General features: G+C 41.6%; 20 protein-coding genes, 1 other RNA gene and 2 pseudogenes. 8 read left to right on the top strand and 15 right to left on the bottom strand.

Annotation, left to right across the window (positions count from 1 at the left end):
* Positions 1-19 precede the first annotated feature (19 nt).
* Genes ACKTT2_RS42390 through ACKTT2_RS42375 form a run of 4 tightly spaced genes read left to right on the top strand, consistent with a single transcriptional unit; the run spans position 20 to position 5902 of the window.
* Complete coding sequence (locus tag ACKTT2_RS42390; RefSeq protein ID WP_407897904.1) at positions 20-943, top strand: CHAT domain-containing protein; 924 nt, start codon at positions 20-22, stop codon at positions 941-943.
* A 42-nt stretch (positions 944-985) separates the two neighbouring features.
* Complete coding sequence (locus ACKTT2_RS42385) at positions 986-2683, top strand: CHASE2 domain-containing protein (protein ID WP_407897901.1); 1698 nt, start codon at positions 986-988, stop codon at positions 2681-2683.
* A gap of 18 nt (positions 2684-2701) precedes the next feature.
* A complete protein-coding gene (locus tag ACKTT2_RS42380; RefSeq protein WP_407897899.1) occupies positions 2702-3511 on the top strand; it encodes a DUF928 domain-containing protein in 810 nt (269 codons plus the stop codon).
* A 21-nt stretch (positions 3512-3532) separates the two neighbouring features.
* Positions 3533-5902 (top strand): CHAT domain-containing protein, encoded by a 2370-nt coding sequence (locus ACKTT2_RS42375; protein WP_407897897.1) that lies wholly within the window; start codon positions 3533-3535, stop codon positions 5900-5902.
* A gap of 14 nt (positions 5903-5916) precedes the next feature.
* Here the strand turns inward: ACKTT2_RS42375 and ACKTT2_RS42370 are convergent, their stop codons facing one another.
* Complete coding sequence (locus ACKTT2_RS42370) at positions 5917-6318, bottom strand: hypothetical protein (protein ID WP_407897895.1); 402 nt, start codon at positions 6316-6318, stop codon at positions 5917-5919.
* Positions 6319-6378: 60 nt separating this feature from the next.
* Positions 6379-7467: an AAA family ATPase gene (locus ACKTT2_RS42365; RefSeq protein WP_407897893.1), complete on the bottom strand. Its 1089-nt coding sequence runs from the start codon at positions 7465-7467 to the stop codon at positions 6379-6381.
* A 95-nt stretch (positions 7468-7562) separates the two neighbouring features.
* On the opposite strand from ACKTT2_RS42365, the gene ACKTT2_RS42360 reads away from it, so the two are divergent.
* The gene (locus ACKTT2_RS42360) at positions 7563-8162 is read left to right on the top strand and encodes a hypothetical protein (protein ID WP_407897891.1); all 600 of its coding nucleotides are present in this window, start codon (positions 7563-7565) and stop codon (positions 8160-8162) included.
* Between the two features lie 7 nt (positions 8163-8169).
* On the opposite strand, the gene ACKTT2_RS42355 is transcribed toward ACKTT2_RS42360, so the two are convergent.
* The gene (locus ACKTT2_RS42355; protein WP_407897889.1) at positions 8170-8319 is read right to left on the bottom strand and encodes a hypothetical protein; all 150 of its coding nucleotides are present in this window, start codon (positions 8317-8319) and stop codon (positions 8170-8172) included.
* 657 nt (positions 8320-8976) lie between these two features.
* Between ACKTT2_RS42355 and ACKTT2_RS42350 the strand changes: the two genes are divergently transcribed.
* Genes ACKTT2_RS42350 through ACKTT2_RS42340 form a run of 3 tightly spaced genes read left to right on the top strand, consistent with a single transcriptional unit; the run spans position 8977 to position 11868 of the window.
* Positions 8977-10149, top strand: a complete 1173-nt coding sequence (locus tag ACKTT2_RS42350; RefSeq protein WP_407897887.1) for a Na/Pi cotransporter family protein — start codon at positions 8977-8979, stop codon at positions 10147-10149.
* 53 nt (positions 10150-10202) lie between these two features.
* Positions 10203-11273: a PstS family phosphate ABC transporter substrate-binding protein gene (locus ACKTT2_RS42345; RefSeq protein WP_407897885.1), complete on the top strand. Its 1071-nt coding sequence runs from the start codon at positions 10203-10205 to the stop codon at positions 11271-11273.
* Positions 11274-11304: 31 nt separating this feature from the next.
* A complete protein-coding gene (locus ACKTT2_RS42340) occupies positions 11305-11868 on the top strand; it encodes an NAD-binding protein (RefSeq protein WP_407897883.1) in 564 nt (187 codons plus the stop codon).
* A gap of 3 nt (positions 11869-11871) precedes the next feature.
* Here the strand turns inward: ACKTT2_RS42340 and ACKTT2_RS42335 are convergent.
* From ACKTT2_RS42335 to ACKTT2_RS42280, 12 genes and pseudogenes are all read right to left on the bottom strand, one after another.
* Positions 11872-12267: pseudogene (locus ACKTT2_RS42335) on the bottom strand (oxygen-binding di-iron domain-containing protein); the annotation flags it as partial.
* 298 nt (positions 12268-12565) lie between these two features.
* A complete protein-coding gene (locus ACKTT2_RS42330; protein WP_407897881.1) occupies positions 12566-13555 on the bottom strand; it encodes a hypothetical protein in 990 nt (329 codons plus the stop codon).
* A 76-nt stretch (positions 13556-13631) separates the two neighbouring features.
* Positions 13632-14017: a transfer-messenger RNA gene (ssrA, locus tag ACKTT2_RS42325) on the bottom strand.
* A gap of 277 nt (positions 14018-14294) precedes the next feature.
* Complete coding sequence (locus ACKTT2_RS42320; protein WP_407897879.1) at positions 14295-15242, bottom strand: F0F1 ATP synthase subunit gamma; 948 nt, start codon at positions 15240-15242, stop codon at positions 14295-14297.
* 147 nt (positions 15243-15389) lie between these two features.
* Positions 15390-16910: a F0F1 ATP synthase subunit alpha gene (atpA, locus tag ACKTT2_RS42315; RefSeq protein WP_407897876.1), complete on the bottom strand. Its 1521-nt coding sequence runs from the start codon at positions 16908-16910 to the stop codon at positions 15390-15392.
* Between the two features lie 125 nt (positions 16911-17035).
* Positions 17036-17590: an ATP synthase F1 subunit delta gene (gene atpH / locus ACKTT2_RS42310; protein WP_407897874.1), complete on the bottom strand. Its 555-nt coding sequence runs from the start codon at positions 17588-17590 to the stop codon at positions 17036-17038.
* Positions 17590-18141, bottom strand: coding sequence for a F0F1 ATP synthase subunit B (locus ACKTT2_RS42305; RefSeq protein ID WP_407897872.1), 552 nt, complete (start codon positions 18139-18141; stop codon positions 17590-17592). The genes atpH and ACKTT2_RS42305 overlap by 1 nt, the downstream gene beginning before the upstream one ends.
* Positions 18142-18273: 132 nt before the next feature.
* On the bottom strand, positions 18274-18699 hold the full coding sequence (locus ACKTT2_RS42300; RefSeq protein WP_407897870.1) for a F0F1 ATP synthase subunit B': 426 nt from the start codon (positions 18697-18699) through the stop codon (positions 18274-18276).
* A gap of 340 nt (positions 18700-19039) precedes the next feature.
* The gene (atpE, locus tag ACKTT2_RS42295) at positions 19040-19285 is read right to left on the bottom strand and encodes an ATP synthase F0 subunit C (RefSeq protein ID WP_008233924.1); all 246 of its coding nucleotides are present in this window, start codon (positions 19283-19285) and stop codon (positions 19040-19042) included.
* Between the two features lie 112 nt (positions 19286-19397).
* Positions 19398-20153 carry a F0F1 ATP synthase subunit A gene (gene atpB / locus ACKTT2_RS42290; protein WP_407897867.1) on the bottom strand — a complete coding sequence of 252 codons (756 nt, stop codon included), beginning with the start codon at positions 20151-20153 and terminating at the stop codon, positions 19398-19400.
* Between the two features lie 121 nt (positions 20154-20274).
* Entirely contained in the window at positions 20275-20718 is a 444-nt protein-coding gene (locus ACKTT2_RS42285; protein WP_407897865.1) for an ATP synthase subunit I, read from the bottom strand.
* 323 nt (positions 20719-21041) lie between these two features.
* A pseudogene (locus tag ACKTT2_RS42280) lies at positions 21042-21658 on the bottom strand (SAM-dependent methyltransferase); the annotation flags it as partial.

The raw sequence follows: 21658 nt of genomic DNA, 5'->3' as shown, positions 1-21658 counted from the left end.
GTTTTAAGGAGTTGAACGAGTGCAACAAAAAGTATTACTATTAACAGCCATTCCTCGTGGTCTACGCTTAAACAAAGAAATTCGAGAAATTGAAGAAGCCTTCCGACGAGCTGCAAAACGAGATAACTTGGAAATAAGTTTGAGAACAGCTGTTCGTCCCCAAGATATTCGCCGAGCGATCGCAGAGGAACGTCCTTCTATTGTTCATTTCTGCGGTCATGGCTTGGAGGATGGCAGTTTAGTATTAGAAGATAATGAAGGGAATAATAAGGAAGTTACACCAGAGGGATTGGCGCAACTCTTTAAATTACATAAAGATTACGTAAAGTGCGTACTGCTTAATGCTTGTCACTCCGCTCAATCTGCTACAGCTATCCATCAATATATTAATTGTGTCATTGGCATGAACCAAGCGATTCAAGACCAAGCTGCGATCGCGTTCTCTCAAGGTTTTTATGATACTTTGGGTTATGAATATCCAGATAATAATTTAAATATATTCCAAAGAGCCTTTGACGAAGCATTGGTGGCACTACAGCTAGAAAATATTTCTCAGGGGCAAATTCCTGTTTTAATGCTTAATCAACCATCTACTCCTTTACCTGGGAATGATTCTCTCATGAATAATCCCCCAATAGAAACCAACCAGGAACTCGACGACCGAGATATGGAAACTTTACGGGAGCTTTTACAACTAAGCGGACGAGCTGCTGCTGATAGACGCAAGGCGCTATGTATCGAAATTGGCATCAATTCCGGAGACTTGAGCGCTATCTGGATACTAGCTGAAAATGACTTTGCTGTTGAACTTGTTGATTTATTGCAGAAACGGAAATTACAAAGCTCAATTTATAAACTTTGTCAAAAATTAGCATCTGATTTTAAAGGGGGAGGATATTATTCCAAATTAAGAGCCATTATGGCTAAAATTAATCCTGAATAGTTTGATTTAGTGAATACACGTACATCTTAATCAGAAATTAATATGTCTCTAGAAGACTTAGATGATTCGGACATCAAAACTCTGAGAGAACTTTTAGAATTAAGTCGGCGTGCCGATCCAGATCGGCGGAGAGCTTTATGTATAGAAATTGACATCGATCCAGCAGAATTCAGTGCTATCGGGACAATTAGCACGCATGATTTTGTCGTAGAACTGATTGATTTATTACAAAAAAGAAAATTAGAAACTGCCATTTATAAACTTTCTCAAGAGTTGCAGTTAACTTTTCAAGGAAGTAAGTACGTATCTCGATTAGATGCTATTGTTCGTAAAATTAACAATGAACACTATGTCAAACTAGATAATGTAATAACATCTACTTCCTCACCAATAGAATCCTTAAATTTTCTCAATACGGAAATCTCTATACAAGGAAATTATCTTCATATTTTTTTTAAAGTTAGAGAACTTTTTCTGAGATTTTTAAAAAGCGGATCGAGTATAAGAAAAGCATTTATAATAAGTTTAATTGTTACTAGTGGATTAGTAGGGGTACGTTTTTTTGCTGTATTGGAGTGGTTGGAATTGAAGACTTTTGACCACCTGATGCAAGCAAGATTATTAGAAGAGAAAGAAGATAATCGCCTTGTCATTGTAGCGATCGCAGATCGAGATATCCTAGAGCAGGATAAAAGAAGAGAAAAGGGATATGGGAATTCCTTACGAGACCCCTCTCTAAATAAACTTTTAGCTATTTTAGAACAGCATAAACCAAGACTGATTGGACTAGATTTGTACCGCGCATTTCGTGCAGATTCTGCAATACCAGATTTAGTCAATAGATTGCAACAAAAAAATATAGTAACGGTCTGTAAAGTACCCGCTACCGACGAAGAAGGTAATACTATCGCGCCAGGAGTCCCTCCAGCACCAGAGATTGTATCTTTAGAGAATGTTAGAGAAAAAGTTGGTTTTAGTGATTTTGTGACCGACACTGATGGTCATGTGCGTCGTCATTTAATGGCTCAAGATATAATTCCAGGAACTGAGTGTCGAACAAAAGAGTCTTTTAGCTTGTTGTTAGCACGACGCTATTTGGAACAAGAACAGGACAATAAAAAGTACAAAGCTATTATTCGCGAAGGAGAAAATCCACGCATAGGTAACTTTACTTTTCCTGTAGTACAATCTTTTACAAGTGGTTATCAGGGCATAGATTCTTCGGGTTATCAAGTCTTACTAAATTATCGAGCAACTATTTCGGGCAAAATTGCCAAAGTACTAACCCTTGAAGACGTTTTCAACAATAAATTTGATGGTGAAGAGATCAATGACAAAATTGTATTAGTTGGGAGTTATGCTTATCAAGAAGGACCCCGCGATGAGTGGTCTACACCCTATGGTACTATGAATGGTGTCACTGTACACGCACACATGGTCAGTCAAATTCTTAGCACTGTACTTGATGGGCGGTCGTTATTGCGCGTCTGGTCACAGGGTATAGAAATAATTTGGATCGGTGTTTGGTCTTTCTTCGGTGGGTTCTTGGTCTGCTACTGGCGTTCATTAAAGACAATAGGCTTAGTCATCACTGCCAGTATTTTGGTTTTATACATTATCTGTTTAATGAGTTTAACTTTTGCCAGTCTGTGGATTCCTTTCATACCAGCAGGAATAGCATTTACCATCACTAGTTCTGGATTAATTTTTATTCGTTATCTTTCTCGGAAACACACTTAATTTTTATTAAAAAATTATATGAATAAACAGACATTAGCTAAAAGTACGATTGTTTTAAGTAGCATTTTACTTTTATCGTTGACTCACTCTCTATTTTTTCTTTCATCAGTCCAAGCACAAAACACCAAAAGTAGACCTAACTTAAGTGAAAGAGTGAAACGCTTTTTCTTCGGTACTCGTCCGGGTGGCGTAGCTAAAGGTCGTAAACGGGGAGGTGCTGTACGCGGTCCATGCAGACAATTAAGCCAACAAATTATAGCTTTAGTACCATCGACAGACAATGGAGTTCCTTTTATCGAGCAAACCATTAGTCAACGCCCAACTTTTTGGTTTTACATCCCTCGCTTACCCATTGAACAAGTAAAAGCAGAATTCTTGCTGTTGAATGAACAAGGCAAAGAGATTGGTTCTGAAATCTTTCCTTTGCGATCGCAACCAGGGATTATTCGTCTGCAAATGCCAAGCAAGATACTCCCTCTTGAACCCAACAAGACTTATCGATGGGCTTTTTCCGCTATTTGTAATCCTGAAGACCGATCTGCTGATGTCACAGTCAACGGTTGGTTAAAGCATACTGCTGCTGATAGTAACCTCAATCAAAGATTGAAATCAACATCTGGTAGGGAGCAGGTCTTTGTGTATACAGACAGCCAACTATGGTATGAAACATTAACAAAATTAGCAGAATTACGGCAGCAAAATCCACAAGATGTAACAATACAAACAGATTGGGCGAATGTGTTGCGATTAATGGGCTTACCTGAAGATGCTCCCAAGACTTGGACAACTTATCCTCTTCCTTCCAATGCTGATACAACATCTAGATAAAGTAGCTGGGGAATATGCAATATGCAGGTGAGAAAAGTTGGTTCAGCGTTTCTGATTGTATTGCTGTCAAGTACGGCAGCTCCGTTAATGATGAATTTGCCAGTTGTATTGGTGTCCATGCGAGCAGTCGCTCAAACTACAGACAACCGCAAACAAGAAGCAGATAAACTTTTTAAGCAAGGTAACCAGCAATTGAATACTAGCCAGTTTGAAGCGGCGTTGCGTTCTTACCAACAAGCACTGAAGATTTACCAAAGTATCAAAGACCGACAGGGTCAGGGGGCATCTCTGGGAGGTATGGGGCTAGCTTACAATGAGCTCGGAAACTACAAACAGGCGATTGAGTACCATCAGCAGCGATTGGCAATTGCAAGAGAAATTGGCGATCGACCAGGGGAGGGGCGATCTCTAGGTGGTTTGGGAAATGTTTACTACTCACTTGGAGACTACAAACAGGCAATACAGTACCATCAGCAGAGGTTGGTCATCATAGGCACAATTGACAAAGAAGGAGAGGGGCGATCTCTGAGTAGTTTGGGAAACGCTTACTATTCACTCGGAAGCTATAAACAGGCAATTGAGTATTACTTGCAGAGTTTGGCAATTGCAAGAGAGATTGGTGACAAACAAGGTGAGGGTTGGTCTCTGGATAATCTAGGAAATGCTTACACCGGACTTGGAAATTACAAACAGGCAATACAGTACCATCAGCAGAGTTTGGCAATAGCAAGGAAGATTAGTTACAGACAAGGAGAGGATCGGTCTCTGGGTGGTCTGGGAAATGCTTACGCGGGACTGGGAAATTATAAACAGGCAATACAATACCATCGGCAAAGTTTAGCGATCGCAAGAGCGGTTGGTGACCGACTTGGAGAGGGAAAATCTCTAAACAATTTGGGACTAGCTCTGCTTCATTCTCACAGCCCGCAAGCTGCCGAAACAAATCTCCACTCTGCAATTACAGTTTGGGAATCCCAAAGAGCTAGCTTAGGTGATAACGACGCTTTTAAAGTCTCTATCTTTGAAACCCAAGCTGATACTTACCGTCTGTTACAACAAGCCCTCATTGCCCAAAAGCAAAATAATACTGCCCTCGAAATCGCCGAACGTGGTCGCGCTCGCGCTTTTGCTGAACTGATCGTTCAACAGCAACAACTCTCATCTTCTCCTGTCCCAAAAATTCAACAAATCCGCCTTGTTGCCAAACAACAAAATGCCACTATCGTCTACTATTCCATTGCCTGGGATGATCTGTATATCTGGGTGGTGAAACCCAATGGCGAAGTTGTCTTCCAAAAAACTAATCTCAAAGATAAAAATTTAGGCACTTTTGCAGAGGATGCTCGTATTGCTGCTGCAACCCTGGCTGAAGGGACTTCCCCTCAACGTAGTTTGGTTAACGATCTCATTACTCGCTTGATTCGTCAAACCCGCTCTTCTGTCTCTAAAACGCATGATATCCTATCTACTCCATCATCTATTGAGAATATTCGCCATCCCGCTTGCAGAGGGAATCTCTGTTTGCAACAGATGTATTCGTTACTGATTCAACCCATCGCTAAGCAACTGCCTAATAATCCTGATTCTCGTATCATTTTTGTTCCCCATGAATCTCTGTTCCTCGTTCCCTTTGCCGCTCTCCAAGACCCAAAAGACCAGAAATTCCTGATTGAAAAATACACTATCTCTATTGCTCCTTCGATTCAAGTCCTGCAACTGACTCATCAAAAAAAATTGGCGTTAAAATCTCAACCATCTACTAAAACAAGCAACGCGATGATGATTGTGGGGAATCCTACCATGCCAAAAGTTCCTGCCACAATTGGTGCAACTCCTGAACGATTGGAATCTTTACCTGGAGCACAACAAGAAGCCACTACCATTGCCCAAATGTTTGAAACTCAGCCCATTACTGGAGATCGCGCCACAAAAGCTGTAGTCACCAAACAAATGACTCAAGCGAACTACATTCATTTTGCCACACACGGCTTACTCGAAAATTTAGGTGAACCGGGAATACCTGGTGCTGTAGCCTTATCACCTGATGCTGAAGATGATGGTCTGCTCAGTGCGGATGAAGTGTTAAAGATGAAGCTCAAAGCAGAATTAGTGGTCTTAAGCGCGTGCGATACTGGCAGAGGTAGGATTACTGGAGATGGAGTTATTGGCTTACCGCGTGCATTTATTTCTGCTGGGACACCAAGTATTGTAGTTTCTTTGTGGCGGGTATCGGATGAATCGACTGCCTTTTTTATGCCAGAGTTTTATCGGCAGTTAAAAGTACATCAGGATAAAGCCATCGCACTCAGACAAGCGATGTTAACGACCATGAAGAAGTATCCCAATCCCAGTGATTGGTCTGCTTTTTTGCTGATTGGTGAAGCAGATTGAAAAAAGCTCTGACATTAGGCTACGTTGCTATGTGTAGGCAAGAACTCGTTAATTAGCACTTGTAAATTGACCTGACGAAGTTGAGCCAATTTTATCAATGCTTCTGCACGTTTAGCATCTTGTTGCTCAACGCGCTCAATATACGTTAGTAACTCTTTATACTCTGTGTCTGTAATGGCTCCCATCTCGTTTCGCTGACGCAGGTAAGCCAATCTATCTTGTTCTTCAGAAGACAGACGGCGTTGAATAATTTGAAGCAAAGCGACTTCATCAGGTGAGGACTTTGGTGATTTCGATACCTGTAGCGCCTCGTGAGAAAGGGTTTCCAAAAATTCAACAGCCTTTACTAAAGATTCTCCTGGTAATTGTTCGAGTAAAGCGATCGCTCTCTGACGAATTTCTGTAGGTACAGCCATAGGAAACCTAGTCCGGTTTGCTTTTAGCTCTGATTATAGCTATAAAAATATTTACCCGAATCATCGTGAAGGTCTTCCTCCAACAACGTTCTTTTTCCAAAGCTCGCCCAAGGTATAATCCTTAAGCCATTCCTCCAACTCGTGTTGATTCAGCCTGTGAAATAATGATTTTCCTTCATTACGGTCTACTACAATAATATCATTTGCATCAAATTCATTGAGCAGTTCTACTGATTGGGTTGAAATTATTACTTGTTTGGGGGTACTCCGTATTAATGATGCTAAGATGGTGATGGCATAGGGATGAAGACCCAGTTCTGGCTCATCAACTAGAATTGTCTCTGGCTGAAGCTCTTCAGGTTGCAGGAAAACGGTTGCCAGACACATGAAACGCAGCGTACCATCTGAAAGCAGGTGTGCCTTGAATGGAATATCTTGCCCTCGCTCAAACCATTCTAGTTCGATAACTTCTCTGTTTTGTGGAGAGGAACGCAGGTAAAAGTCTCCGAAAAACGGAGCAACAAGCCGGATAGTTTTGACGATTTTCTGATAGGAGGCTGGGTTGCGATCGCGCAACAGATACAGAAAAGATGCAAGATTACGTGCATCAGTCCGTAGGTAAGCATTGTCATTGATACCATGCGGCTGCTTGACATAAGCACTGTCACTAGTGTCATGAAAATGATAAACCCGCCACTGCTGCATAGCAGACAAAACATACTCGTCAATTCCTGTTCTTGTATCAACGAAAGCTTGTGTCTCAAAATGTCCCCTACCTATTTCTCGCTCACCACTCACATTCCACCAAAAGGACTCCTTCGCAAACATCAGACGATTATCCTGGGTTGGTTCTAAAGTGGCGAAGTACCCATTATTGCCAAAGTATAACTGAAATTCTAGTTGTTCTGTTGTTTTGCGCCCAAAATATAATAACGCATCTGGTCCTCCCTGGCGACTGACAAAAACTTGCAGGTTGCGTTCAAGCAACTGCTGAATCATCCGAAAAAAACCGATAAAATTAGATTTACCCGCACCGTTCGCTCCAATTAAAACGTTTACTCTAGAAAGTTCAATTTCACACCCTGTAATAGATTTAAAGCCTTTTAAAACCATTCTTGATAGTTGTTTGTTTTCATTCGTCTCCGTCATGAAAAAGCCTCCCTATATACAGGCTTTTAAGGTACTAATTTTAGTTATAATAATGTATAAATTTTATAAAAACAAGAAGAACTCTTTATATTGTAATGTCATACAGCGATTTCAAAACTCTTGATAAAGCAATTAATGACCTAAACCTTATTCTTGAAGAAAGTCATAGTCTATTTGCTCAAGTTCCTCCAATTCAACCATCTCAACGATTAAAAGAAGCTCTAGAAGAAACCCTAGAGCTAGCTACTAATATCAGTACTGAAAAGGCAAGGTCTGAATTAATTATCACTCCGATTCTTCTAGAAATTAGAAGAATGTTTCCAGGCAAAATTGGTTATTTTTCAGGAAATTCATTTAACGTAGATGAAAGTAGAGGACTGAATGGGGTCTGTGATTTTATTTTGACCGCCTCAGATAACCAATTGTTAATTACGGCTCCAGTTATGACAGTCGTTGAAGCCAAAGATAATGACATTAAAGTGGGTTTAGGACAATGCGTAGCTGAAATGGTAGCTGCTCAAATCTTTAACGATCGCAAAGGACAATCGACAACAATATATGGAGCAGTATCAACTGGTACATTGTGGAAATTTTTAACACTCGAAGCACAAATCATCAGAATTGACAGGACAGAATACTTCATTGCACAACTTGAAGAAATTCTTGGAATTTTATCCGAACCATTTAGGAAATAAAAGTACATCAGTTGCGTGGTTGTGAATGAGGAGAAAGTGGTAAAGTGGTAGATATTTGTACTTTTTTTGCTTCGAGGGCTGCTTGTCGAGCTTCATATTCGCATACTAAACGCACAATCATTTCAGCGATCGACTCAATTTCATCAGCACTTTGCATAATATCCAATCATTGATTGCAATTCAAAAATAAGCATTTGTCAAAAGATGTGCTGTAGCATGAAGAGCGATCGCATTCTCTAAAAATGTTCTTAGCGAGCCAATTACAAAACTTTTCTGAAACTCCTTTTCGTCATCAGCATTCTGAAATGTAATAGAATTACTATCTATATTCCAAGCAAAACATAATACAAGTAATATATAAATTGTTTTTAAAAAAATATTTTCTTTTTTAAACCATATTTGTTATATGAGACTCTTATTCGATTGCTGAACTACACATAAGAGAGCAACATTACAGACACAAGCTTTGATTTCTTGTAGTCCGCATTGCGCTCTCTTTATTTGTGTTGAACATCCTCTTAAAATCTTCCATAGACTACCATAATACTTCATATAAAAGTTAAGTTTTGATTATCAAGAGTTTATTTTTTAGTTATTAAACACACTAAAGTTTTTAAGAAAAAAGAAAAGAAATATTGTAAGTTCTGGTGATAAAATCTGCATAGATTTAAATAAATCTATGCAACATATATAGCTCACATCATAATACGCATCTGTATAGCACTGAAACTCACGTTGAGAAGGAGCGACTATGTTCTCTATCGCGAAATGCAATAGAAAATTGCTTGAATGGTTGAGTATTGGTTTTTTCGTAATGACTGTCATTATTTATCCCGCTTTATTAACTCCCGAACAGTCATCCAATGTATCACTAGTAGAAGTTAACACCAGTATACAGACAGCGAAGCCTCTAGATGTTCAACCAGCTATCAAATTTGATATTGCTCAAGCTGCTTATGCATCTAGTGGAGCATCCAAAAGCGAAGGGAAATCAAAAGCCATAAACTTCTTTGCTATGGCTATGGGTGCCTTGGCAGGTTTGGTACTATTTATTTACGGTGTAACCCGCCTCTCTGAAGGACTAGAAGAGATCGGTACAGACCGGATGAAAGGTTTCTTGAGCAAATGTACGACTAATCGCTTTGCTGGAGTTCTAACAGGAGTTGTTGCTACAACCGTACTCGAATCTTCCTCTGTGACCATCATCATGGTAATTGCCATGGTCAGTGCTGGAGTACTGACATTTGTACAGTCTCTCGGTGTGGTTCTGGGTTCCAATATTGGCACAGCAGTGGGCGCACAAATTATCTCGCTCAACATCGAGCAGTACGTCCCACTACTGATGTTTCTAGGAATGTTAATGCTGTTCATTGGCAAGACAAAAGTACAGAAAAATATTGGGATTATTCTGCTAGGTTTTGGCTTAATGTTTTACGGTCTGGAAGCGATCGATGAAGCCATGAAGCCGTTCAGAAACTATCAGCCTTTCATTGACTTGATGCAAACTCTAGGAAAAAATCCATTGCTAGGTGCAGTCGTTGGGGCGATTTTTACGCTGATTATTCAATCTTCTTCTGCTACAGTGGCGATCGTTATTACCTTAGCAAGTTCTGGTTTAATTTCACTCCCTGCAGGTGTTGCCATCATGTTGGGTGCTGAAGTTGGTACCTGTGCTGATACCCTATTGGCTACTGTAGGGCGCGGTCGCTCAGCCTTAAGGACAGGATTATTCCATTTTCTGTTCAACCTGGTAAGTGCCATCTTAGGGATTATCTTTGCTCCGCTATTAGTGCAACTGGTTTTAGCGATTTCGGGTGGAGCAGGTGTAGGTCGCCAAGTTGCTAATGCTCAAATCATCTTTAACCTCATTGGCGTAGTTGTAGTCATCATATTTCTGCCAACGATCGCTCGGTTACTGGAAAAATTAGTCCCAGATGCTAAAGACGAGCGCACATTAACTCCAGAAACAGTTCAATCCGGCAGATAAATGCCCTATGCCCTGTGCCCCATGCCCCATTTTCTAGACAGGTTGAAAAGAGGATGTTTGTTCAAAATACTCGTATTACATTTGTCAGTTGTTTAGCTACTCTCTTGTTAGGAGCATCTGCTTGCAGTAACAATCAGGCTGATGATACAACTGCTAGTTTTCCAGAAGCCGTGAATCAAGCAGAAAATGTTAGTACTAGCACAACAAATTTGTCAGGAACTATAAAGATAGATGGCTCTAGTACTGTGTTTCCTGTTTCTAAAGTGATGGCACAAGAGTTTCAAAAAGCTAACTCTGGTGTGAAAATTAATGTAGCCTTTTCCGGTACTGGTGGGGGTTTCAAGAAATTCTGTGCAGGGGAAACTGATATTACAGACGCTTCTCGCCCAATTAATGAAGAAGAAGTCAAGCTTTGTCAAACAAACAACATAGAATACATTGAATTACCAGTAGCTTTCGATAGTCTCTCTGTTGTCGTTAACGCAAAAAATGACTTCGTTCAGTGTCTCAAAGTGAGCGAACTAAAAAAGATGTGGGAACCTGGAGCTGAAGGCAAAGTCAATAATTGGAATCAAATTCGTTCTAGCTTCCCCAATCAACCATTAAAGTTATTTGGTCCTGGTAGTGACTCTGGGACTTACGATTATTTCACCTTGGCGGTTGTAGGTCAAGAAGGGAAAAGTCGAGGTGATTACACTAAGAGCGAAAACGACAATGCTCTAGTTCAGGGAATTTCTCAAGATCCAAATGCATTGGGCTTTTTTGGCTATGCTTACTATAGTGCCAATAGAAACAAGCTTAAGCTAGCTAGCATCGACAATGGTTATGGCTGCGTACAGCCCAGCGCTCAAACAGTGGCAGATTCTCGCTATCAGCCGCTTTCTCGTCCAATTTTTATCTATGTGAAGAAAGCGTCAGCTACTCGTCCAGAAGTGAAAGCCTTTACTAATTTTTACTTAGCACCAGAGAACGTCAACTTGGTATTACAAGTTGGTTATGTACCATTACCTAACATCACCCTACAAGCAGCTAGTTCTCGGTTGAACAACGGCATTACTGGTTCTCAACTAGGAGGGCAAGGTTCTGTCATCGGTGTAAAACAGCAAGGGCTTCAAGAAAAATAAGAACTAAGGAGTAGGGAGTGGGGAGTGACAAATGACAAATGACGAAGCCCAAACAGAAACTCCACGATCCTACTTCTTAGTCTGTGGATTAGGAAGTTTGGGTCAATACTGTGTTGCTAAACTCAAAGAATTTGGTGTAAGTGTCACTGCAATCGATATTGCTTTGCCCAGCATTTGGGAAGTGAACAATATACCAGATTTATTGGAAGAACTGGCGCTCGGTGATTGCCGACAACCAGATGTTCTGGCAAAAGCAAAGATTCAACAGTGTCAAACTGTCTTCATAGTTACTAGTGATGAGCGTGTGAATATAGACACGGCTTTTGCTGTTATAGTGCTAAATCAACACGTTCGCATAGTTATACGCTCTTCCAAACAAAATCTGAATGAACTTTTAGATCGAAGCTTGGGTAATTTTACGGCTTTGGAAGCAACTCAAATCACAGCTTCTGCATTTGCGATCGCTGCTTTGGGGAGTGAAATTCAAGGATCGATCGATTTGCTCTGGCTGCTACCATTATTGCCCTGTCCTTCTGTTATTGGGCTGTGCGCCGAACAAACGCCAAATACCCATTCCACTAAAAAATTTACTTGATAGTGTAAACCTGTTTTGTACTAGGTTGTCCAGAAACTGTAGAGCAACTTTGGATGCTAAAACAGTCGCTCTTGGGGCTAATTGGAGCACATCTTCCACCAAGCCACTGTGGTCTGGTTCTGTGTGGCTGACAATGATGTAATCAATTGCCTTCGGGTTAACAAGGCTTTTGAGCGTATTTAAATACTGTTCGCGAAACTTAGTGTGGGCGGTATCAACTAATGCTATCCTGTCACCTTTAATTAGATACGAGTTGTAAGTCGTACCATTTTGCAATCCAAATTCAATGTCAAAGCGATCGCGATCCCAATCGAGACAGCGAATCGCGGTTGTATTAGGAGCTATTTCAACAGTTTGTATAGTTAGCCTTTTTTGGGCGTTCTCTGCGAGCGCAACCATTAATTCTCTCCGAGCATGAATCGTCAGTCGTCGTTTCTGCTCCTATTGTGCTCATAATTCTTTTTGTAAAGTTGTTAAAGATTTTATTTTCTTTCAAATAGTTTTTGTAGCCAAAGAGACTATTCTTTGGCATTAACTCTTGCTAGGAAATTGTTACTCATGGTCTTTTATTTGCTTTCAGATTATATCAGATATTTGCTTTTTTTTAAATTCATTTTATGTATGATTTGTAAGAAAGCTTATATTGAACTTATATATTTTGTATCGAAAAGCAGAGATTTTACAACCGTTGTATCTTTCAGACATCCTCTAGTTGTCTGTAGTTAACTACAGACTTACAAAACTCTAAAAGTTCTTCTTCTTGAAAATCTCTCTTAGCAAAGTTAGCCATTACACTAACAAATTGAACATTTCCTTGTATGTAACCAACTGAAGAATCTATCCTGTCTAAACTAGCCGTTCTAGGATGTAGTTTATGACTGTTCCAATGAGCAGTTGTCTCAGGATTGTCTAATTGCCAACCAGTATACGGGCATCGTCCGTCTTGCTTTTCCCAAAGTTCCTGAAGATATTCCAGTGTAATAGTACATTCCCGTCCATGAGTTTTGACTCGTCTTCTTGCCAATTTCAAATGTTGCCGAAAAGGTGAGTATTTATCTCTGCGCTCGCTAGAAAATAAATTATTTAAAATCTTGCAAGTTGGCTCTGCAATTGAATTTGCAACTCTTGTATTTTTATAGTTATAAACGTCGTAGCAAAAATTGATTAAATCTTCTTCCAAAAAAGCGTTTTTAGCAAAATTAGCAATGACAGCAACAAACTGAATATTGTCCAGAGAATAACCTTGCGTAGAATCAAGACGATCCACACTTGCTCTGTTAATTGTTAAACGAGTATTCTCATAATCATTAGTGCTTGGCAGAAGAACTAGTTCCCAACCAGTATAAGGGCAAATACCGTTTTGTTTTTCCCACAAATATTTTAAGTCTTCTAACGCCACTGTACATTCTTGTTTTCTATGCTTAGAAGACTTTTTCATCACTTTTAAGTGATATCTATAGGGAGAAAAAGCATCCCTTCTAATGATGTTCCGCAAATAAGAGGTATCTTTATTTATCTTGTTACCAAAATTAATTAAACCTTTAAACTTTCCGTAACACGATTTAGAACAAAAATGCTGTCTTCCTAATTTTGCGCTTCTCTTAACTTCAGCCAAACGCTTGATAAATTCTTTGCTACAAGCTGGATTTTCACAAATAACAAGAACTTCCGATCTACCCATAGCCATGGTATTTGATTTTTGAGTCCTAAAAGCGAACCCATCAGTGAAACTTATCAACTGATGGGTACACCCTTATATTTACTTATGGAGCTTATGGGAGTTGAACCCATGTCCGCAATGGGTATTGACCCCCCACTCATTCACAGGTTTAGCCCTTTTTACCCTCAGGGCGGGGAACGTTCTTTATCCCGAACGGTAGGATGCTCTGATTAAATCTTAGCCAACAGCCAACCAGAGAACACTGCTAGCGCATCCGTTGGGGGTTTGCCTCTAGCCTTTAACGGAGTCAGACTAGAAGCGCTCGAACCAGTTAGAGGTTATTATGCAGCTACAGTAGCGTGCTTACGAGCAAAAGGTACGATGTTGTTTGCATCTATTTTTTTGAGCCTTTGATTTTCGAGAGACGACTCACTCTCGACCTGAATCATAGAGCAGCTTTCGCCACCACGTCGAAACCGTTAAAGCCCCGTGTGGTTTATATGTTCTATTGTAGTGCGGAATTTCAAAATGTGCCACAAAGAAATTTGGGATTTTAGATTTTAGATTTGGGATTGTAGGCGCAATCCCATGTACCACAAGAAATTTTAGATTTTAGATTTGGGATTTTAGACGCAATCTCATATACCAGTAAGAGATTTCAGATTTTGAATTTCAGATTCAATCCCAAATCCCAAATCCCAAATCCCAAATCCCAAATCTAAAATTGGTTAATCCAAAATCTAAAATCCACGCATCCCAAATTACTTTACTTCAGCGCTTCCGCACCACTGACCACCTCAAGAATTTGATCGGTAATGGAGGCTTGACGGGCTTTGTTGTATGACCGGGTGAGGGAATTGATGAGTTCTTTAGCGTTGTCGCTAGCACTACTCATGGCTGTCATCCGCGCTGCTAGTTCGCTAGCAGCAGATTCTTGTAGTGCTCTCAGTAACTGGTTGCTCAGATACAGAGGTAGCAAAGAATCAAGAATTTGTACGGGGTCTTGCTCAAAAATCATGTCACGAGGCAAAGTCCGTGTTGGGGTAGCGACTTTCGATCGCTCTACCTCAAATTGACCGCCACGAGTCGTTAATCGGAAAATTTCATCATCCTGTGCTTCCAAACCCTGGGGATCGAGAGGAAGTAGGGTTTGCACTACGGGACGAGAACTCACCAAAGAAACGAACTTGGTGTATACTAACTCAATCCGGTCTACTTTTTCAGACAGGAACAAGGAAAGTAGTTCGTCAGAAATCTTTGTGGCTTCTGCTGCAGTAGGAATCTGCTCTAAGCCAGTGTAGGTTGCATCAATAGGTTGCTCTCGGCGTTGGAAGTACTGAGACGCTTTGCGTCCTACAATGACAAATGTGTAGTCAAGACCTTCTGCCTTAATTTCTTTGGCACGGTTTTCAGCACGCTTAATAATGTTGTTGTTGTAACCGCCGCACAATCCTCTGTCGCCTGAAATCACGAGCAACCCTACAGACCGGACTTCTCTTTTCCGCAGTAGGGGTAGGTCTGCATCTTCAAACCGCAAGCGAGTTTGCAAACCGTACAGGACTTGAGCCAAACGGTCTGCAAAGGGACGAGTCGCAATCACCTGTTCTTGAGCGCGACGTACCCTAGCAGCAGCTACAAGCCGCATGGCTTCTGTAATTTTCTTAGTATTTTTGACCGACTGAATGCGATCGCGTATTGCTTTTAGATTTGGCATATTTTTGTTCTTTGTCCTTTGTCATTAGTCATCAGTCATTTGTTATTTGTCCTTTGTCATTAGTCATTTGTTCTTTGTCCTTTGTCTTTTGTTAAAAGATTAAGAGACCAATGACGAATGACTAATGACCAATGACCAATGACTAAATTACGCTGTTGCTAAGAAGGTCTTCTTGAATTCGGTAATTGCTTCCTTGAGGGCTTTTTCCTCATCATCACCTAGAACTTTCTTTGCCTTTACGGTATCTGTATACTGAGGCTTGCTAGTCTTCAAATATTCGCGCAGACCCTTAGTAAAAGCAGTCACCTTGTTTGCTGGTACGTCATCTAAGTAACCGTTAATACCAGCGTAAAGAATAGCAACTTGCTCGTAAACTGACAGAGGAGAGTTTTGTGGCTGTTTCAGGAGTTCCCGCAAACGAGCACCTCTTGCCAACTGGTCTTGAGTGGCTTTATCCAAGTCAGAAGCAAATTGTGCGAAAGCTTGCAATTCGTCAAACTGAGCTAACTCCAGCTTCAACTTACCAGCAACTTTTTTCATTGCCTTGGTTTGAGCAGCTGAACCCACCCGAGATACGGAAATACCGGGGTTAATCGCCGGACGAATACCAGCGTTAAACAAGTCAGAAGACAAGAAAATCTGTCCGTCAGTGATAGAAATCACGTTGGTGGGGATGTAAGCGGATACGTCACCTGCTTGGGTTTCGATGATGGGTAGAGCAGTCATGCTACCAGCACCGAGTTCATCGTTGAGCTTAGCTGCCCGTTCCAATAAGCGGGAGTGGATGTAGAAAACGTCTCCAGGGTAAGCTTCCCGTCCGGGTGGGCGACGTAGTAGCAAGGACATTTGACGATAAGCTTGAGCTTGCTTGGAAAGGTCATCGTAAATAACCAGGGTCGCTTTCCCTTTGTACATAAAGTACTCAGCAAGGGTAGCACCAGTGTATGGAGCCAAATATTGTAGGGTAGCAGCGTCACTGGCATTGGCGGCGACAACAATTGTGTAGTCCAACGCGCCTCTGTCTTGCAGTGTTTGTACTACGTTAGCTACAGTGGAAGCTTTTTGACCGATCGCAACGTATACGCAAATTACATCCTCTTCTTTTTGGTTGAGGATGGTGTCAATTGCGATCGCAGTTTTTCCAGTTTGACGGTCACCAATAATCAATTCCCGTTGACCGCGACCGACAGGAATCATAGCATCAATAGCTGTGATTCCCGTTTGCATGGGTTCGTGTACGGAACGACGAGCAACAATACCAGGTGCTGGCGATTCAATCAAACGGGTTTCTGTGGTTTTGATATCCCCTTTGCCATCAATGGGGCGACCGAGAGAATCTACAACCCGTCCAACCATTGCTTCTCCCACCGGGATTTGAGCAATTCTGCCAGTTGCAGTTACAGAACTACCTTCTTGAATTTGACGACCATCACCGATCAGCACCGCACCCACGTTGTCTTCTTCCAAGTTTTGGGCGATGCCAACAGTACCGTCTTCAAACTCTAGTAGCTCGCTTGCCATGACCTTGTCAAGACCGTAGATGCGGGCAATACCGTCACCCACTTGTAGAACAGTACCAACATTCTTGACTTTGACTTGTTGGTCGTATTGTTCTATCTGTTGCTGAATAATGTTGCTGATTTCGTCTGGTCTGATACTAATTGCCATTTGACTTACTCTTTAGAACTTGGAACTCTACTAAAAATTTGGGGCTCGGGGATTGGGGATTAGGGAATGGGGAATTTAGGTTACTGCTTTCCCCATTCCCTATTCGCTATTCCCCATTCCCTCAATTATGCGCTAGTTAAGCGTAATGATAGGCGACGCAACTGACCGCGTATACTGGCGTCAATCACTTGAGATCCTACTCTAATGATGACACCACCAATCAAATCGCGCTCGATTTTTGTATCCAATTCCACTTCACGAGCATTAGTCAACGCAATGACTTTTTCTCTAACAGATTGTTGCTGTGCTTCGGAAAGGGGAACTGCAGAAACAACTTCCGCAAGAACAGTTTGTTTGAGTTGCCGCAAAAGCGCTAAATATTGCTGACAAATAGGTTCTAGCAATGAAATCCGCCTTCTATCTACCAGCAGCAGCAAAAAGTTTCGGAAGTAAGTATCAGCACCATCTCCAAGGATACGGGTGATGACAGCTTTTTTATCTTCTAGCTTCACAAATGGGTTAATGAGGAAGTTTCGCAACTCCTCACTTTCACCAAGCAAACTAAGTAAAGAACGGACATCTTCGCCGAAACGATCTGTCAGGTTTCTTGCTTGAGCCAGTGACATCAACGCTTGAGCGTAGGGATTAGCTATTTCAGATGTTGCTACGTTGCTTGCCATCAACTTCCTCCGAGTAGCGCTATGCTGCGATCGATTAATCTATGTTGAGCATCGTCGGCAATTCCAGTCTGCAGTTGCGACTCGACTTTTTGCAATGCCAAAGCGACGACTCGCGCTCTTACTTCTGCGATCGCTTTTTCCCTTTCCGTATCTAAATCTCGAGATGCGGTTTCTTTCAAGCGTTGCACGTCCTTAGCTGCTTCTGCCAGAATTGCTTCGCGAGATGCGCGAGCACTTTCTTCAGACGCTTTGACGATTCGCTGTGCTTCTGCTTGCGCCTGAGTCAGTCTTTGCTGAGCCTCAAAGAGGGCGCTCGCTGCCTCCTTTGCACGCGCTTCTGCTTCCTGAATTGTCGCTTCAATATTTGAGCGCCGTTCGTTCAGGGTATTGCTCAAAACATTACGTCCAAAGTATACTAAGACGCCAATGAGAATCGCTAAGTTAATGATGTTGGTTTCTAAAATGTCCGCATTCAGACCGAAACCGCCTTCTGATTCTGCTCCTGCTATTGCCTCAGTGGCTAAAAATAAAACAGTCCCTATAATACCCATTTACAACTGCGCTGCTCCCTTGCTAGTTACGTTGAATTTTCCCCAAGGGAAAAAGTGTCAAATTGACACTCGAATGAAGCGCTGACCGGAGCAACGCCCCGTTGCGCGTAAGCTTACACAGAACCGCTCTATTTAATAAGTTGGTTCCAGTAGTTTGTCTAGAATTTGCCTACTGAGGGCATCGACTTGTTGCTCTAATGAACGCATTGCCTCTTGCTTTTGCTGGTCTATGTCTTGAGCCACCTGTTCTCGCTGAGCTTGGGCTTCTTTTTGCGCCTCGGCTACTTTTTCGGCAGTTATCTTTTGTGCTTCAGCCTGAGCTTGTGCTACCACAGATTGTGCTTGGCGGCGAGCGTCTGCTAACTGCTGTTCGTAGTCTTTGGTCAAGCGCTCGGCTTTAGCCAAACGTTCTTTTGCTTCAAGATTGTTCGTTCGGATGTAATTTTCCCGATCGTCCAGCGCTTTAGTTAGTGGCTTGTAGAAAATCACGTTCAATAGAGCTGCCAACAGCAGGAACTGCAATGCCATCACAGGCAAAGTAGCATCGAAATCAAACATTTCTCTCCTTATTCGGCTCGAACCGCTGTTTTTGTGGCATCTACGATCGTCTAACCTTTCATTTTGGAGATCCTTATAGTTATCTAAGGATCGGTTGACTTTTAAAGGTATTGTCAGTTGTAAGGACTCCCAAAATTTCTTGTGGTGCGGGATTGATGCCCGCCACTCATACTGAACGGGCGAGGACGCCCGTCCCACAAAATGAGTTACTTAGTCCCACAAAATGAGTTACTTAGCCCCACAAAATGGTAATTTAGTCCCACAAAATGGCAATTTAATCCCACATTCCGGAGACATTTATTTCTTGGAAATCCCTTTACAACTGACAAGTTTTTAAGTCTTAGGAAAATGGGTTAGCGAACAATAGTACTAGGGCAATTACTAGACCGTAAATGGTTAGGGATTCCATGAACGCTAGGGTCAACAGCAAAGTTCCACGAATTTTTCCTTCAGCTTCTGGCTGACGGGCAATACCTTCTACTGCTTGACCTGCAGCATTTCCTTGACCAATACCAGGTCCAATCGCAGCCAAACCAATCGCCAAAGCAGCAGCTAGAACTGAAGCAGCAGAAACTAATGGATCCATCTTGATTTCCTTACCTTTACTACAAAATGAACGGTTTTTGATTTGAGAGATTCTTAGATTTTAGATTGCGCTTGAACTTAATATTCACGCCACCTAAAATCTTGTGAGAAACTCAATGAGGTTCGTGTTCTTCATCACCATGTCCCTCTAGTGCCTCGTGAATGTATGCCGCAGCTAGGGTAGCAAATACCAAGGCTTGAATGGCACTGGTAAATAATCCCAAAGCCATGACTGGCAGAGGCACGAACAAAGGAACTAGAAGAACTAATACAGCCACAACTAACTCATCCGCCAAAATGTTACCAAATAGTCGGAAGCTTAGGGATAGAGGCTTGGTGAAATCTTCAAGAATCGCGATCGGTAATAAGATCGGCGTCGGTTCTATATACTTTTTGAAGTAACCCAAACCGCGCTTGCTAAAACCCGCGTAAAAGTAAGCTAACGAAGTCAGTAACGCCAGTGCTACTGTCGTGTTTATATCATTGGTCGGAGCAGCCAACTCTCCCGACGGTAATTTGATGACCTTCCAAGGAACCAGAGCGCCCGACCAATTCGATACGAAGATAAACAGAAACAGCGTGCCGATGAATGGCACCCAAGGGCGGTACTCTTTCTCACCAATTTGATTTTTCGTCAGATCTCTAATAAACTCTAGGGCATATTCCATGAGATTCTGTATGCCGCTAGGAATTTTTTGGATGCTGCGAGTCGCTGCTAGTGAAGCTATTACTAAAATAGCAATTACAAACCAAGAGGTGAGAAAAACCTGCCCGTGCAGTTTCAGGTTACCCAATTGCCAGTAGAAATGGTGACCCACTTCTAATGAGGCAAGAGGGAAAGAAGGGAAAACGTTCAGAAAATTCACCATTTTCTTTCCATGTCGTTCGATTCTCCAATCTTAACTGGAGATAAAGAGGCAAGCCATCTCGGTATGGATTTTCCTCCCGAAAAGCACTCGCGCCATCGCCTTTTAAGGTCTGGTGGAGCTTTTACGAGTCAGGGATAAATGCCCCCCTAACTACGTAGATGAGAAGCGTACCTTTGTAGGTGAGAAATCCCAAAAATATTGGCAATATTTGCAGTTTATTCCACTGGGATGCCAGTAAAATAACTCCTACTAATAAAGCTAACCGAGTTTTGCTCAGCTTGCGATTTTCTCTGCTCAAACGCTCAACATCTTTTGCCAACATCCTCAAGTAAACCACACCCGTGCATGCTCCAAGTAAATAATTCAGAGCAACGTTTCGGGAATACAAAACCCATACAGAGATAAATATAATCCCTGTCAAGACAAGAGTGATGACTAACAACTCCCGGTAGAGATGGTAAAACTCTTGCATGGAAGAGCTTTTCCGTTCTGGATTCTCCAAACCGGGATTTGAATCTTGTCCTGTTGCCCTAGTGGATTTAATTGATTCGTCTGACAAGCTCACGGGAGTTGAAACTAGTACAGTTATTTGTGTTGACTGTTTGCTCAGCCAGCTGAATCATATCACGATTGGGTAACAATACTTTAGAAAAAAACAATTAACTTATTGTCTGCAGAAAAATATTAGTAGATACAAATGCATAGAATGGATTTTTAATACAAAAATTTTGGATAAATAAGGATAATTTTTTACCTTTTTACCCATCGATCGACTCTAAGATCCCCAACTTCTTTAAGAAGTCGGGGATCTAGTCCGCGAATATTCTTTTAACTCTTATTCTACCGTTTGAGTGGTGCTGTGCGTCTCAAGTTGGCAAGGTCATTCTTTCAAACTGGTGTTAACATAATTAGCTGTTGTTTGAGAAGCTCTCGCACCCTCTCTATCTCTATCTGTACGGTTGCCAAAATTCTGTTGACTGTTGATTTCCCATCACAACTTTGTAAAAACTTTAACTCCGCTTCCGATAAGTTAACAAGTTGGTAATCGTAGTTCAACAGACATTGACTAGGGAAGCCTTCTATGCATGGATTTCTTTCTGGAATTGCTGCTAGTAGTGTGTCTGGTTCTGACCAATCTGTTTTGGGTAACGGGGGACGATTTAAGAAAAACTCGTAGTGACTCACTTCCGGATCTAATAATTCTATTAAGCGATAACGCTGGCGATCGCTCAACTCTTTAGCTCGTTCCACTAACTCCGGTGCTTTACTCAAAAGTCTCTCTAAATCCCAAAAACTTGGATTAGAAAAACCCACAAAATCCAAACCCGAAGCATCAATAAGTTCAAACAAAGTTTCTATGTTGTAATCAATTTCCTGGGGATGTACGTACATATCAGCAAAGCACTCATCCCGTTGATTTTCCAACAACCATCGTTCTCGTTCCCGCTTAAGAATACGGTTATTATCTGGTAAAGAAGCAAATATTTGCCGTCCAACTCGAACAC

Source organism: Scytonema hankhaensis NUACC26, assembly GCF_045865695.1.
Taxonomy (GTDB): domain Bacteria; phylum Cyanobacteriota; class Cyanobacteriia; order Cyanobacteriales; family Nostocaceae; genus Scytonema.
This window is presented reverse-complemented; position numbering and strand designations above follow the sequence as displayed.